The sequence below is a fragment of the Photobacterium sp. MCCC 1A19761 genome, from assembly GCF_037389125.1.
GTDB lineage: Bacteria > Pseudomonadota > Gammaproteobacteria > Enterobacterales > Vibrionaceae > Photobacterium.
Genome location: NZ_JAZGTF010000038.1, coordinates 14194 through 29539 on the forward strand (window position 1 = coordinate 14194; position 15346 = coordinate 29539).

Below are 15346 nucleotides of genomic sequence, written 5' to 3' on the forward strand. Positions count from 1 at the left end.
CAGCGCTTTTTTTTTGAGGAAGCTCTATGGCAGAACCAGAAACAATGCTTTCTGCTGATAAGCTGCCCAAGCATATTGCTGTGATTATGGATGGCAACGGCCGATGGGCGAAATCGAAGGGCAAAGCCCGGGTATTTGGCCACAAAGCCGGTGTGGAGGCAGTGCGAAAAACAGTGTCGGCAGCCAGTCGGCTCGGGATCCAGGTGATCACCCTGTTTGCCTTCAGTAGTGAAAACTGGCGGCGTCCGGAAGAAGAAGTCTCTTTGTTGATGGAGCTCTTCATGACGGTACTGGGCCGTGAAGTCAAACGCCTGCACAAGAACAATATTCGCCTGCGCATTATTGGCGATACCACCCGTTTCAGTGCGCGTCTGCAAAAGAAAATTGCGGAAGCGCAAGCGTTGACTGCTGAAAACACCGGACTCGTCCTGAATGTTGCAGCAAACTATGGCGGTCAATGGGATATCCTGCAGGCGGCCCGGCAACTGGCGCAGCAGGTGGCTGATCAGGCGATGCCGGTCGACGCCATTACGGAAACGACCCTGGCGCAAGCCCTGTCGACTTCCGGTCTGCCGGACGTCGATTTGTTGATCCGGACCAGCGGCGAGCGGCGGATCAGTAATTTCATGCTATGGCAGATGGCTTACGCTGAGCTGTATTTTACGGAGCAGCACTGGCCGGATTTCGACGAACAGAGTTTGGCGGATGCGATTGCCTGGTATGTGAACCGCGAACGTCGGTTCGGGTGTACCGGCGAACAGGTACAGGCTTTATTGGAATCATAGCCACGACGATATGATCGTGACTTAAGGTGGCTGAAACCAAGGCACAACGGCTTCGAGTGTGCCTTGTGATCCGCTGCCACGGCAGCACTGACAGCAAACGATATGCTGGGCTGTTACCGAATATAATAAACAACGAGAGGACGCAGCTTGCTTAAGCAACGTATTATTACCGCGCTCATCCTCGCGCCGTTAGTCATTGCAGGGATTTTCTACCTTCCTTTCCCTGCTTTTGTTTTTGCACTGGCGGCAGTGACTTTGGCCGGTTTTTGGGAATGGACGCAATTTGTAGACGCTAAATCGCGTTGGGGCGCGATGATCGTTCCAACTTTGGTACTGGGGGGCTCCATGGCTTGGTTGCCGATGGATGTAACCGCCCTGTCTGAACTGGCTCGCTCGCATCACTACATGTTAGCGGTGGGTGGGCTCTGGTGGCTGGTGGCTTCGCTGCTGGCAATCACGTACCCGGCCAGTGCCACACTTTGGTCAAAAGCCACCTCATTAAAATACCTTTTCGGCTTACTGACCCTGATCCCGTTCTTCTGGGGCGTGCTGATGCTGCGTGCCGTCAATTATGCCGAAGCGCCGTATCACGGTGCTAAGTTGGTCCTGCTGGTCTGCATTCTGGTGTGGGCTGCGGATACCGGGGCCTACTTTACCGGGAAGCGTTTCGGAAAACGGAAAATGGCACCGTCTGTCAGCCCGAATAAGACCATTGAAGGCTTGGTTGGCGGCGCAACGCTGGCGGTGCTCGTCACCTGGGGCAGTGCCGCCCTGATGGATATTCCATTTGGCAGCCTGGGCAGCCTGTTGCTGATTGCGGTGATCACCGTGGTAGCTTCGGTGCTGGGTGATTTGGTTGAAAGTATGTTTAAGCGGGCAGCCGGCGTGAAAGACAGCGGTAGCATTTTGCCGGGCCACGGCGGTATTTTGGACCGTATTGACAGCCTGACCGCCGCCCTGCCTGTTTTTGCTTTGCTCTATCTTTGGCTTGTCTGATGCATAGCGCCGGGTCCGCCACAGCGGAGGCCCGGGGCTTTGCGCCAAGTCTACCCCCGTGTTTCTGAGCAGCCTGCGGGCTGCTTTTTACAGCTGAATGTAAGTGATTTTATGCGTAAGTTAACGATTCTTGGTGCGACCGGCTCCATCGGCGGGAGCACGCTGGCAGTCGCCGCTCAAAACCCGGACCTGTTTGAGGTGGTGGCACTGGCGGCTGGGACAAACAGCAAGAAAATGTTTGAGCTTTGCCGGCAGTGGCGGCCGAAGTATGCGGTGATGGCAACTGAGCAGGCTGCCGCAGCGCTGAGACACCAACTGAATCAGCATAATTTACCGACGGAGGTGCTGGCCGGGGTCGACGGGATGTGCCAGGTGGCAGCGCTCGATGAAGTCGATACGGTGATGGCGGCGATTGTCGGTGCGGCCGGGTTATTACCGACCATGGCCGCGGTTCGCGCCGGTAAACGGATTCTGCTGGCCAATAAAGAAGCCCTGGTGATGTCGGGACAGCTGTTTATCGACGCCTGCCGGGCCAGCGGTGCCGAGCTGTTGCCGGTCGATAGCGAGCACAACGCAATTTTCCAGAGCTTGCCGGCGCAGATTCAGCAAACCCTGGGACATTGCGATCTGGATGCGCACGGGATCAGTAAAATTCTGCTGACCGGCTCCGGCGGCCCGTTCCGCTATACCGACATCAGCGAGTTGGCCACCGTGACCCCGGCGATGGCGATTGCCCACCCGAATTGGTCGATGGGGCCGAAAATTTCAGTTGATTCGGCCACCATGATGAATAAGGGGCTGGAATACATTGAAGCGCGCTGGCTGTTTAATGCCACGCGCGAGCAGATGGAGGTGATCATCCATCCTCAGTCTGTGATTCATTCGATGGTGCAGTACAAAGACGGCTCGGTGCTGGCGCAGATGGGGCTGCCGGACATGCGGACCCCAATCGCCTGTGCAATGGCCTATCCTGAAAGGGTAGATGCCGGTGTGGCAGCGCTCGATTTCAGCAAAGTGGGAGAGTTTACCTTCCTGCAGCCGGATTTCTCCCGTTATCCGTGTCTGAAGCTGGCGATGGATGCCTGTTACAGCGGGCAAGCAGCCACCACCGCGCTCAATGCCGCCAATGAAGAAGCGGTTGCGGCATTTTTGGATCATCAGCTCACGTTCACCGGCATTGCGCAGGTCAACCAGCAGGTTCTGGAACGGGCACAAATGACAGAACCCACTGACTTGGAAAGCGTAATTGAGCTGGATAGAATGGCGCGAGTTTTGGCTCGGGAAGTGATTGGTAAGGTATCGTTATGATGGGTATTTTGTGGAACCTGGGGGCGTTTCTCGTTGCCCTGGGGATATTGATTGCAGTACACGAATACGGTCACTTTTGGGTCGCCCGTCGCTGTGGTGTTTATGTCGAGCGCTTCTCGATCGGCTTCGGCCGCGCGCTTTGGCGCAAAATCGGGAAGGACGGCACGGAATATACCCTGGCGATGATCCCGCTGGGCGGCTATGTCAAAATGCTGGACGGCCGGGTGGATGATGTCCCGGCCGAGAGACAGCATCTGGCATTTAATCACAAACCGCTGTGGCAGCGCAGTGCGATTGTGGCCGCCGGGCCGCTGGCCAATTTCCTGTTCGCGATTTTTGCATACTGGGTGGTGTACCTGATCGGCGTGCCGGCGGTTCGCCCTGTGGTGGGAGACGTTGCCCCGCAGTCGATTGCGGCCGAGGCAGGAATTCGCAGCGGGATGGAACTAAAATCCATTTCGGGAATCCAAACCGCTGATTGGGAGTCTGCCAATATGGCCATGATCTCCCACATCGGTGATCAGGAAATGGTGATCACGGTTGCAGAGCCGGAAGGCGGTTATGAGATCCGCCGGACGCTGGATTTGCGCTCCTGGTCCTTTGACCCGGACCGCGAGCCGGTGCTGACGTCGCTGGGGATCACCCCTTACTCTCCGCCAATCACCCTGGCCATTGCCAAGCTGGTTGAAGGGGGGGCGGCCCTGACGGCAGGATTACAGCTCAATGATGAGATTGTGGCCATTGAGCAGGTCCCGGTGACCGAGTGGCAGCAAGTGGTGGATGCCGTGCGCGCCCACCCGCAGCAACCGCTGGCGCTGATGGTGCGTCGTGATGGCCAGACATTACCGCTGACGCTGGTGCCAAACAGTAAGACCCTGGGTGACGGACAAGTGATCGGTTATGCCGGGTTTGCTCCGCAGGTCGAACCGTGGCCGGAGTCTTACCGGATCAATTTGCAATACGGCCCGATTGAGGCTGTGGGGAAAGCGGTTGAAAAAACCTGGCAGCTGGTCACCCTGACATTCGACATGGTCACCAAGCTGGTGACGGGTGACGTTGCGATTAAAAACCTCAGCGGCCCGATTTCCATCGCCAAAGGGGCGGGAATGACGGCAGATTACGGGGTGGTTTATTTTCTGGGGTTCCTGGCGCTCATTAGTGTCAACCTGGGGATTGTGAACCTGTTACCGCTGCCGGTGCTGGATGGTGGACACTTGATGTTCTTCGCCATTGAAGCGGTAACCCGTCGTCCTGTTTCTGAACGTGTTCAGGAGATAGGCTACAGAGTGGGCTCAGCCATTTTGGTTGCGTTAATGGCCGTTGCGCTATTCAATGACTTTACCCGCCTTTGAACAGTGCTTAAGCGCGATTTTTAGCAAGGAATAATCAGAACACTAATGGCGATAAAAAATTTATTGGTCGCATCACTGATACTCGGTAGTAGTGTTGCGCAGAGCGCGGAACAATTTGTAGTTGAAGACATTCGTTTTGAAGGCTTGCAGCGCGTCACCTTAGGGGCGGCTTTGTTGGCCATGCCGGTCCGGGTTGGCGATGGCGTGGATGAGCGCGATATTGCGGAATTGATTCAATCCCTTTTTGCATCCGGCAACTTTGAAGATATTCAGGTGTTCCGTGATGGAGACACCCTGTTGGTGAAGGTGCTGGAGCGTCCGACGATTGCCAGTATCACTTTCTCCGGCAACAAAGCGATCAAAGAGGAGCAGCTCAAGGAAAACTTGGATGCCTCGCGCATCTCGGTGGGGGAAGCGCTGGATCGCACCACCCTGAGTAAGATCGAAAAAGGGCTGGAAGACTTCTATTACAGCGTCGGGAAATACAATGCGACGGTTAAGGCCGTGGTCACCCCGCTGCCGCGTAACCGCGCGGACTTAAAATTTGTCTTCACCGAAGGCGTGTCTGCCAAAATCCAGCAAATTAACTTCATCGGGAATAGCGTTTTTACGGATGAAGCGCTGCAGGACAAGTTCAACCTCCAGGCGGAAGTGCCGTGGTGGAACTTCCTGGCGGATGAAAAATATCAGAAGCAGGTGCTGGCCGGCGATTTGGAAACCCTGCGCTCGCAGTACCTGAACAATGGTTACCTCAAGTACAAGCTTGAATCGACCCAGGTGGCAATTTCACCGGACAAAAAAGGGGTGTATATCACCCTGAAAATCAATGAAGGCGAGCAGTACCGGGTCCAAGGCGTCAGTTTTCGCGGTAACCTGATGGACAAGGGCGACGAGCTTCAGAGCCTGGTGACCATCAAGGGTGGCGAAGTCTATAACGGCGCCAAAGTGACGGCGCTGGAAGAAGCGGTGAAGCGTAAGCTGGGTGAGCTGGGTTATGCCTACCCGCAGGTGACCACGATCCCCGATTTCGATGATGCCAACCAGCAAGTTTCCCTGATTGTGAATGTGGATCCGGGGAAGCGGATTTATGTCCGCAACATCGGCTTCTCCGGTAACGTCTCGACCAAAGACGAAGTGCTGCGCCGGGAAATGCGCCAGATGGAAGGCAGTTGGCTCAACTCCAAATCCGTTGAGCGTGGTAAAGAGCGTCTGAGCCGGACCGGTTTCTTTGAAACGGTGGATGTTCAGACCGTCCGGGTGCCGGGCACCGACGATCAGGTTGACCTGCAATACGCTGTGAAGGAGGCCAACGCCGGTAACATCAACTTTGGGATTGGCTACGGCACCGAATCCGGGGTCAGCTTCCAGGCCGGGATCCAGCAGGATAACTTCCTGGGTACCGGGAATCGCTTCGGCATCAGCGCGATGATGAACGATTACCAGAAAAATATCAGCATGGAGTATCGTGATCCGTACTTCACGCTGGATGGCGTCAGCCTGGGCGGGAAAGTTTACTACAATGAGTTCGAAGCGTCGGATGCGAACATTTCGGACTATACCAACCAGAGTTACGGCACCAGCCTGACCTGGGGTTTCCCGTTTGACGAGCTGAACTTCTTCGAATTTGGCCTGGGCTATGATCACAACAAGATCTCCAATACCCAGGAGTATTACCAGATCGAGAAATTCAAAGCGATCCACGGTTTTGACCGCGGTGACAACGTGATTGAGCTCGATGACTTCGACTGGTCGGTCTCCTGGACCCGCAATAACCTCAACCGCGGTTATTTCCCGACGGCAGGGAATCACCAGCGGGCGTCGTTCCAGATGACGATTCCGGGGTCGGATGCGCAGTATTTCAAGGTGCAGTATAACGTCCGTCAGTACTATCCACTGGATGAAGACCACCACTTCAGCCTGCTGCTGCGTGGTAAGCTGGGGTACGGCAACGGTTACGGCACTACGGATAACGGCAGCGATCACCTGCTGCCGTTCTATGAAAACTTCTATGCCGGTGGTTTCTCGACCCTGCGTGGTTTCCGCTCGAACACTGTGGGTCCGAAGGCCGTCTATGTCGGTGGTTGTCCATCCGGCGGGATCGGTGGTGGCGGGAATAACAGCTGTGCAACCGGGACCGATGATGCGGCCGGGGGGAACGCTGTGGCACTGGGAAGTGTCGAGCTGATTGTCCCGACCCCGTTTGCTTCGGAAGAAGCCCAGAACCAGTTACGCACCAGTGTGTTCGTGGATGCCGGGACGGTATGGGATACTGAATATGATCTGACGGATTCGGATGGGAGATTCTTGAATGACTACTCTGATCCATCCTTGATCCGGGCATCTTACGGTGCTGCATTGCAGTGGATGTCCCCGATGGGGCCGCTCGTATTCTCGGTTGCACGTCCAATCAAGAAATACGAAGGGGATGATGAAGAGTTCTTCACCTTCACCATCGGTCGCACATTCTAATCAATTAAGGAGAGTCTTTTGAAACAGTGGATTAAAGCGGCAGGCCTGAGCCTGGTGATTATTTCTTCATCGATGTATGCCAATGCCGGGGAAGCTGCGCAAAAAGTCGGCTATGTTGCGACTGGTCAGGCTATGGCTCAGCTGGCAAAACGGTATAATGTGCCACAAAAGCTGCGCAATGAATTTAAAGATCGCATCGACGAATTGCGCGGTATTGAAAATAGCATGAAGACGAAAGTCGAAAAGCTTAAGCGTGATGGCGAGCTGATGAGCGCCGCAGATCGCACCAAACTACAGCGTGAAATGGCTGCCCTGGAGTCTGACTATAAACTGAAAGCCAAGGCCTTGCAGGAAGATCAGCGTCGCCGCGGCTCCGAAGAAGAGCAGAAACTGGTTCAGAAAATTCGCCAGGCAATCCAGGATGTGGCTAAGAAAGAAGGCTATGATCTGGTGCTTGATGCCAATGCAGTGCTGCACGCCAGCCCGAAAGATGACTTGTCGTCGAAGGTCATTGCCGCGGTGAAATAAGCAGCGCGCAACACCTGGCTGGAATGGCAGTAATCAAGTCGAAAGCGGATGGTCATCTCGAGTGGCTATCCCTTTCGCTTTGCTGTTTCTGGGAGACCCTCAGGGTCGCCGATCACCGCTGAACAATGATAAAAAATTTAAGGTAACACATGGCTGGAATTACTCTTGCTGAAATAGCAGCGAAACTGGGGGCAGAGCTACGCGGAGATGGCACTGTCAGCATTGAATCGATCGCGGGCACCAACCAGGCCGGGCAGGGTGACATCACGTTTTTGTCGAGCAGTAAATACCGCAAGCATCTGGCGGAATGCCGGGCTTCGGCGGTGATCCTCAAAGAAGCGGATCTGCCTTATTTTGACGGCAATGCCCTGGTGATGAACGACCCATACCTGGGCTATGCACTTGTGGCTCAGCTGCTCGATACCACGCCAGCCGCGGCGACCGAGATTGCCCCAAGTGCTTATGTCGCTGATGACGTGGTACTGGGCGAAGGTGTGGCCATCGGCCACAATGCCGTGATTGAATCCGGTGTGAAGTTGGGCGATCACGTCCAGATTGGCCCGGGGTGTTTTGTCGGTAAGAATGCTGAGATTGGCGCGCGGACCAAAATCTGGGCCAATGTGAGCATTTACCACAACGTGGTGCTGGGCACCGATTGTCTGGTGCAGGCCGGCACTGTGATTGGTTCGGACGGTTTCGGGTACGCTAACAACAAAGGCGAGTGGGTCAAGATCCCGCAACTGGGTAGCGTTCGGATCGGCAGCCGGGTAGAGATCGGTGCCGGGACGACCATTGACCGGGGTGCCCTGGAAGACACCATCATCGAAGATAACGTCATTATCGACAACCAGATGCAAATTGCCCACAACGTGCAGATTGGTTACGGCACCGCGATGGCGGGCGGCACGATTGTCGCCGGCAGTACCAAAATCGGTAAATACTGTATTATCGGCGGCGCGTCCGTGTTGAACGGTCATATCGAGATCGCTGATGGCGTGACGATTACCGGCATGGGGATGGTGATGCGCAGTATCGAAGAGAAGGGCATGTACTCTTCCGGGATCCCGTTGCAGCCAAACAAAGAATGGCGCAAGACCGCGGCCCGCACCATGAAGATTGACGACATGAATAAGCGGCTCAAGGCGGTTGAGAAGAAGCTGGACGAAAACAGCTGATCGCCTTCGCCGAAATCAACAGGTCCGCACACTCTGCGGATCTTTTTGCGGTAGAATGAGCCCATATTGACTTTTATTTAAGACAGGAATGCAGTTTTGACGAGCGAAAACAAGACGCTAAATATCACAGAGATTCAGGAACTTTTGCCACACCGCTATCCGTTTCTGATGATTGATCGCGTAACCGACTACGAAGAGGGTAAAACCCTGACCGCGATTAAGAATGTTTCTGTGAATGAGCCGCAGTTTACCGGCCACTTTCCGAAGATGCCGGTTTTCCCGGGGGTCATGATCCTGGAAGCCATGGCTCAGGCGACTGGCCTGCTGGCATTTAAGACCTTTGGCGCGCCATCGGAAAATGAACTGTATTACTTTGCCAGCATTGATAACGCGAAATTCCGCAAGCCGGTGGGCCCGGGTGATCAGCTGATCATTGAAGTGGAATTCCTGAAAGAGCGCCGCGGCATTGCGATGTTTAATGGGGTTGCCAGAGTTGATGGCGACGTCGTGTGCTCTGCCGAACTGAAATGTGCAAGACGAGAGTTTTCATGATTCACGAAACAGCCCAAATCCACCCGTCGGCGGTGGTCGAAGCAGGGGCGATTCTCGGTGCCAACGTGAAAGTGGGTCCGTTTAGCTACATCGGCGCTGATGTTGAAATCGGTGAAGGGACAGAAATTATGTCCCACGTGGTAGTGAAAGGTCCGACCAAGATTGGCCGTGAGAACCGCATCTTCCAGTTTGCTTCCATTGGCGAAGAGTGCCAGGACCTGAAATATGCCGGTGAGCCGACCCGTCTGGAGATCGGCGATCGCAACACCATCCGCGAAAGCGTAACCATGCACCGCGGTACGGTTCAGGACAACGGGATCACCAAAGTCGGCAATGACAACCTGTTCATGATTAACGCCCATGTGGCGCATGACTGTGTCGTCGGTGACCGCTGTATTTTTGCCAATAACGCAACCCTGGCCGGTCACGTGACCGTGGGCAACCATGCGATTGTCGGCGGAATGTCTGCGATTCACCAGTTCTGTACCATTGGCGATCACTGCATGCTGGGCGGCGGCTCGATTGTCGTTCAGGACGTCCCACCGTACGTGATGGCACAGGGGAACCACTGTGCGCCGTTCGGCATCAACGTTGAAGGCCTCAAGCGCCGCGGCTTTGAGAAAGAAGATATCAAAGCAATTCGTGCGGTGTATAAGGCGCTGTACCGCTCAGGCAAGACCCTGGCGGAAGTGAAACCGGAAATCGAAGCCCTGGCGAAAACGCATGCCCCGGTGCAACGGTTTGTCGACTTCTTCGAGCAATCAACGCGCGGAATCATTCGCTGAATATGACCAAGCCACTTCGAATTGGAATTGTCGCCGGGGAAATCTCCGGCGATATTTTAGGTGCCGGGTTTATCCAGGCCATCCGGCAACAGTATCCGGACGCGGAGTTCGTCGGTATTGCCGGCCCGCGGATGCAGGCCGCCGGGTGCGAGACCCTGTTTGATATGGAAGAGCTGGCGGTGATGGGGATTGTTGAAGTCCTCGGCCGCCTGCCGCGCTTGCTGAAAGTCAAAGCCGAGCTGGTGAAGTATTTCAGTGACAATCCGCCGGATGTGTTTGTCGGTATTGATGCCCCGGATTTCAACCTGCGTCTGGAGCGCGATCTGAAGCTGCGCGGGATCAAAACCGTGCACTATGTCAGCCCGTCGGTTTGGGCTTGGCGCCAGAAGCGGATCTTCAAGATTGAAGCCGCCACTCATCTGGTGCTGGCGTTCCTGCCGTTCGAGAAGGCCTTCTACGACAAATTCAATGTCCCGTGTGAGTTTATCGGCCATACCATGGCCGATGCGATCCCGCTGGAAACCGATCAGGGGGCGGCGCAGGACCTGCTGGGACTCGATCGCAGCAAACGCTGGCTAGCCGTATTGCCGGGCAGCCGGGGCAGCGAGATGGGCATGCTGGCCGCGCCGTTTATCGAAACCTGCAAGCTGCTTAAGCAAAAGCACCCGGATCTCGGATTTGTGGTGGCGCTGGTCAATCAAAAGCGCCGGGAGCAGTTTGAGCAGGCTTGGCGCGAAACCGCACCGGAGCTCGACTTTGTGCTGGTGGACGATACGGCCCGCAATGTCATGATTGCTTCGGATGTGGTGCTGCTGGCTTCGGGCACCGTGGCACTCGAGTGTATGCTGGTCAAACGGCCGATGGTGGTGGGCTATAAGGTCAAGCCGCTGACCGCCTGGCTGGCCAAGCGCATGCTGAAAACCAAGTATGTCTCGCTGGCCAATATTCTGGCCGATCGCGAACTGGTGCCGGAGCTGCTGCAGGACGACTGCGTGCCGGAGAAGTTATGCCACGAAGTGGATCGCTTCCTGAATGCGGACAACAGCGCGCTGATGGCTGAGTTTGCCCGCCTGCATCAGCTCATCAAATGTAATGCAGACCAACAGGCCGCGGCAGCGGTGCTGAAATTGATAGGCAAGTAAATGGCAACATCTTTGGAACCTTTTGAATACCCGGCGGCGCAGTGCATTGCCGGGGTGGATGAAGTCGGCCGCGGGCCGCTGGTCGGCGCGGTGGTCACTGCAGCGGTGATTTTAGACCCGGCCAACCCGATTGCCGGGCTGACCGACTCCAAAAAACTGAGCGAGAAAAAGCGCAACGCCTTGTTTGATGAAATCAAGGAAAAGGCTCTGGCCTGGTCTTTGGGGCGTTGTGAGCCGGAAGAGATCGACCAGCTCAATATTTTGCAGGCCACCATGGTTGCCATGCAGCGGGCGGTCGCGGGCCTGTCGGTCCAGCCGGATTTTGTCCTGGTTGACGGCAATAAGATCCCGCAGCTGCCGATGGCTGCTCAGGCGGTGGTGAAAGGCGATTTGCGGGTGGCGGAGATCAGTGCCGCTTCGATTTTGGCCAAAGTGACCCGGGATCGGGAAATGGAAGCGTTGGACGCCCAGTATCCGGATTACGGGTTTGCCCGGCACAAGGGCTATCCGACCAAGGCCCATTTTGAAGCCCTGGAAAAATTCGGCGCGATTGAACAGCACCGCAAGAGTTTCAAACCCGTCAAACGCATTCTCGGGATTGACTGATTTTCCCGCAGGACAGCGCCGGGTCGCTGAGGCATTCGCCACGTGCGCGTGGCGTTTTGCCCGATTGCATCGCATGCGGTGATGCGCGGCGTCCTTTAGGCTATAATCCTCGCTTAACGATTTAAGCATTTATCAAATCTGGTTTGTCATGGCTGAACCCCGCTTTATTCATCTTCGTGTCCACAGTGATTTCTCAATGGTTGACGGCCTGTCAAAGGTCCCGCCGCTGGTCAAAAAAGTCGCCGCTATGGGCATGCCGGCCATGGCGCTGACCGACTTCACCAACTTGTGTGGTCTGGTGAAGTTCTACAACAACGCGCACAGTGCCGGGATGAAACCGATCATCGGGGCGGATTTTAAAGTCCGCTCGGACGAGATGGGGGATGACCTGACCGAACTGACCGTGCTGGCCGCTGACAATGATGGCTATCGCAACCTGACCTTGTTGATCTCGGATGCGTATCAGCGCGGTCATGTGCAGCATCAGCCGGTGATTGACAAAGATTGGCTGGTTGAGCGCCACCAGGGATTGATCCTGCTCTCCGGCGGCCGGCGGGGTGATGTCGGCCAGGCGCTGCTCAAGGGTAACCAGCAGATGGTCGAGCGCCTGGTGGCGTTCTACCAGACCCACTTTCCCGATCGTTACTATCTCGAGCTGACCCGCACCGGTCGCCCGGATGAAGAAGTGTATTTGCACTTTGCGATTGAACTGGCTGAGCAAATGGCGCTGCCGGTGGTCGCGACCAACGATGTGCGCTTCATCTCGCCGGATCAGTACGATGCCCACTCGATCCGGGTCGCGATCCATGACGGCTATACCCTGGCCGATCCGAACCGGCCGCAGCTCTACAGCGCCCAGCAATACCTGCGCAGCGAAGAAGAGATGTGCGATTTGTTTGCCGACATTCCGGAAGCGCTGGAAAACAGCGTCGAAATTGCCAAGCGCTGTAACGTGACGGTCCGCCTGAATGAATACTTCCTGCCGAACTTCCCGACCGGCGATCTGAGCACCGAAGATTATCTGGTCAAAATGTCCAAAGAGGGGCTGGAGCGGCGTTTGGCCTTCCTGTTCCCGGATGAAGCAGTGCGCCAGGAGCGGCGTCCGGAATATGATGAGCGCCTCGACATCGAGCTGGAAGTGATCAACCAGATGGGGTTTCCGGGCTACTTCCTGATCGTGATGGAGTTTATCCAGTGGTCGAAAGATAACGGGATCCCGGTGGGGCCGGGCCGGGGCTCCGGTGCCGGCTCCCTGGTGGCGTACGCGCTGGATATCACGGATCTGGACCCGCTGGAATTTGACCTGCTGTTCGAACGTTTCCTGAACCCGGAGCGGGTCTCCATGCCCGATTTCGATATCGACTTCTGTATGGATAAACGGGATCTGGTGATCGACCACGTGGCCGAAATGTACGGCCGGGATGCGGTATCCCAGATCATCACCTTCGGCACCATGGCGGCCAAGGCGGTGATCCGTGATGTCGGCCGGGTGCTGGGGCACCCGTACGGGTTTGTCGACCGGATCTCCAAGCTGGTGCCGGCCGAGCCGGGGATGACGCTGGCCAAGGCGTTTGAGGCCGAGCCGCAGTTGCAGGAAGTGTATGACGCGGACGAGGAAGTCCGGGATCTGATCGACATGTGCCGGGTGCTGGAAGGGGTGACGCGAAACGCCGGCAAACACGCCGGTGGGGTCGTGATTTCACCGACCACCATTACCGACTTTGCGCCGCTGTACTGTGATGCCGAAGGCCATCACCCGGTCACCCAGTTCGACAAGAACGACGTTGAAACCGCCGGGCTGGTCAAATTCGATTTCCTTGGGCTGCGGACCCTGACCATTATCGACTGGGCGCTGGGGATGGTGAACCCACGCCTCGAAGCGCAGGGCAAGCCGCCGGTCAATATCGCCGCCATTCCGATGGATGACGCGAAATCCTTCGCCATGCTGCAGCGCTCGGAGTCTACCGCGGTGTTCCAGCTCGAATCGCGCGGGATGAAAGATCTGATCAAGCGTCTGCAGCCGGACTGCTTTGAAGATATGATCGCTCTGGTGGCCCTGTTCCGTCCGGGCCCGCTGCAATCGGGCATGGTAGACAACTTTATCGACCGGAAGCACGGCCGCGAAGCGGTGTCGTACCCGGATGAAAAGTGGCAGCACGAATCGCTGAAAGAAATTCTTGAGCCGACCTACGGCATCATCCTGTACCAGGAGCAGGTGATGCAGATCGCCCAGGTGCTGGCCGGTTATACCCTGGGCGGCGCGGACTTGCTGCGCCGGGCCATGGGTAAGAAAAAGCCGGAGGAAATGGCCAAGCAACGGGCAATTTTCGAAGAAGGGTCAATCAAGAACGGCGTCGACGGCGAGCTGGCGATGCGGATCTTCGACCTGGTAGAGAAATTTGCCGGTTACGGGTTTAACAAATCCCACTCCGCTGCTTACGCGCTGGTGTCGTACCAGACCCTGTGGCTCAAGGCGCACTACCCGGCAGAATTCATGGCGGCGGTGATGACCGCCGATATGGATAACACCGACAAGATCGTCGGTCTGGTGGACGAGTGCCACCGGATGAAGCTCGAACTGCTGCCGCCGGATGTCAACAAGGGCCTGTATCGCTTTAACGTCGATGACAATGGCGCTATCGTTTACGGCATCGGTGCGGTGAAGGGGGTCGGTGAGGGCCCGATCGAAAATATCATTGCGGCGCGCGAGAAGGGCGGTCACTTCAAAGATCTGTTTGATTTCTGTGCCCGGATTGACACTAAAAAAGTCAACAAGCGGGTGCTGGAGCGGCTGATCAAGTGCGGCGCGTTGGATCGCCTGGGGCCGAACCGGGCCGCGATGATGGCTTCCCTGGACGATGCCCTGAAAGCGGCGAGTCAGCACCACCAGGCCGAAGCCTTCGGCCAGACTGACATGTTCGGGGTGCTGACCGAAGCGCCGGAAGAAGTTGAGCATGCTTATGCCAATATTCCGGAATGGCCGGAAAAAGTCTGGCTGGAAGGTGAGCGGGAAACCCTTGGCCTGTATCTGACCGGCCACCCGATCAACGTCTATGTGCCGGAGCTGAAACACTACACCACCTGGCGTTTGAAAGATGCCCATCCGACCGGGCGGGATAAAGTGGTGACCGTCGCCGGGCTGGTGATTGCTGCCCGGGTGATGACCACCAAGCGCGGCACCCGCATCGGCTTGCTGACTCTGGACGATCGGTCCGGGCGGATGGAAGTGATGTTATTTTCCGATCCGCTGGAAAGATACCTTGATTTGGTCGAGAAAGATCGCATTTTGGTCGTTTCCGGACAGGTCAGCTTTGATGATTTTAACGGTGGCCTTAAAATGTCGGCGCGAGAAGTGCTTGATATCTCAGAAGCCAGAGAAAAGCATTTGCGAGGACTTGCCATCTCTGTGACGGAGAGGCAAATTGATGAACAGTTTTTTGAGCGTTTCAGCAAAGTGCTGGAGCCGCACCGCGCAGGTACTGTGCCGGTAAATATGTACTATCAGCGCTCTAATGCGCGCGCCAAGTTGACCCTCGGGACCGAGTGGCGCGTGACCCCGGCCGATCAGCTGATTTCTGATCTTAAAATCTTGCTGGGTGAAAAGCAGGTAGAGCTTGAGTTTAATTAAATGTGCCCATACTTATTGTG

The 15346-nt window shown here is 56.1% G+C and carries 12 protein-coding genes; all 12 read left to right on the forward strand.

The window, feature by feature from the left end; all coding sequences use genetic code 11:
* The first annotated feature begins 26 nt into the window (after window positions 1-26).
* The 12 genes from VV869_RS22060 to dnaE all read left to right on the forward strand — a co-directional run bounded on the left by VV869_RS22060 (window position 27) and on the right by dnaE (window position 15326).
* Entirely contained in the window at window positions 27-785 is a 759-nt protein-coding gene (locus VV869_RS22060) for an isoprenyl transferase (RefSeq protein WP_337737103.1), read from the forward strand.
* A 147-nt stretch (window positions 786-932) separates the two neighbouring features.
* A complete protein-coding gene (locus tag VV869_RS22065; protein ID WP_337737104.1) occupies window positions 933-1781 on the forward strand; it encodes a phosphatidate cytidylyltransferase in 849 nt (282 codons plus the stop codon).
* Window positions 1782-1892: 111 nt separating this feature from the next.
* The gene (ispC, locus tag VV869_RS22070; RefSeq protein WP_337737105.1) at window positions 1893-3089 is read left to right on the forward strand and encodes a 1-deoxy-D-xylulose-5-phosphate reductoisomerase; all 1197 of its coding nucleotides are present in this window, start codon (window positions 1893-1895) and stop codon (window positions 3087-3089) included.
* Window positions 3086-4441 (forward strand): sigma E protease regulator RseP, encoded by a 1356-nt coding sequence (rseP, locus tag VV869_RS22075; RefSeq protein WP_337737106.1) that lies wholly within the window; start codon window positions 3086-3088, stop codon window positions 4439-4441. The genes ispC and rseP overlap by 4 nt, the downstream gene beginning before the upstream one ends.
* A 45-nt stretch (window positions 4442-4486) precedes the next feature.
* Entirely contained in the window at window positions 4487-6910 is a 2424-nt protein-coding gene (gene bamA / locus VV869_RS22080) for an outer membrane protein assembly factor BamA (protein ID WP_337737107.1), read from the forward strand.
* Between the two features lie 18 nt (window positions 6911-6928).
* Window positions 6929-7438, forward strand: coding sequence for an OmpH family outer membrane protein (locus VV869_RS22085; protein ID WP_337737108.1), 510 nt, complete (start codon window positions 6929-6931; stop codon window positions 7436-7438).
* Window positions 7439-7587: 149 nt separating this feature from the next.
* A complete protein-coding gene (gene lpxD, locus VV869_RS22090) occupies window positions 7588-8613 on the forward strand; it encodes a UDP-3-O-(3-hydroxymyristoyl)glucosamine N-acyltransferase (RefSeq protein ID WP_337737109.1) in 1026 nt (341 codons plus the stop codon).
* Between the two features lie 96 nt (window positions 8614-8709).
* Window positions 8710-9165, forward strand: a complete 456-nt coding sequence (gene fabZ, locus VV869_RS22095) for a 3-hydroxyacyl-ACP dehydratase FabZ (protein WP_261601866.1) — start codon at window positions 8710-8712, stop codon at window positions 9163-9165.
* Window positions 9162-9950: an acyl-ACP--UDP-N-acetylglucosamine O-acyltransferase gene (lpxA, locus tag VV869_RS22100; RefSeq protein WP_337737110.1), complete on the forward strand. Its 789-nt coding sequence runs from the start codon at window positions 9162-9164 to the stop codon at window positions 9948-9950. Before fabZ ends, lpxA begins: the two co-directional genes overlap by 4 nt.
* Window positions 9951-9952: 2 nt before the next feature.
* Entirely contained in the window at window positions 9953-11092 is a 1140-nt protein-coding gene (gene lpxB / locus VV869_RS22105) for a lipid-A-disaccharide synthase (RefSeq protein ID WP_337737111.1), read from the forward strand.
* Window positions 11093-11698, forward strand: coding sequence for a ribonuclease HII (rnhB, locus tag VV869_RS22110; protein WP_337737112.1), 606 nt, complete (start codon window positions 11093-11095; stop codon window positions 11696-11698).
* A 148-nt stretch (window positions 11699-11846) separates the two neighbouring features.
* On the forward strand, window positions 11847-15326 hold the full coding sequence (dnaE, locus tag VV869_RS22115) for a DNA polymerase III subunit alpha (RefSeq protein ID WP_337737113.1): 3480 nt from the start codon (window positions 11847-11849) through the stop codon (window positions 15324-15326).
* Window positions 15327-15346: the final 20 nt, after the last annotated feature.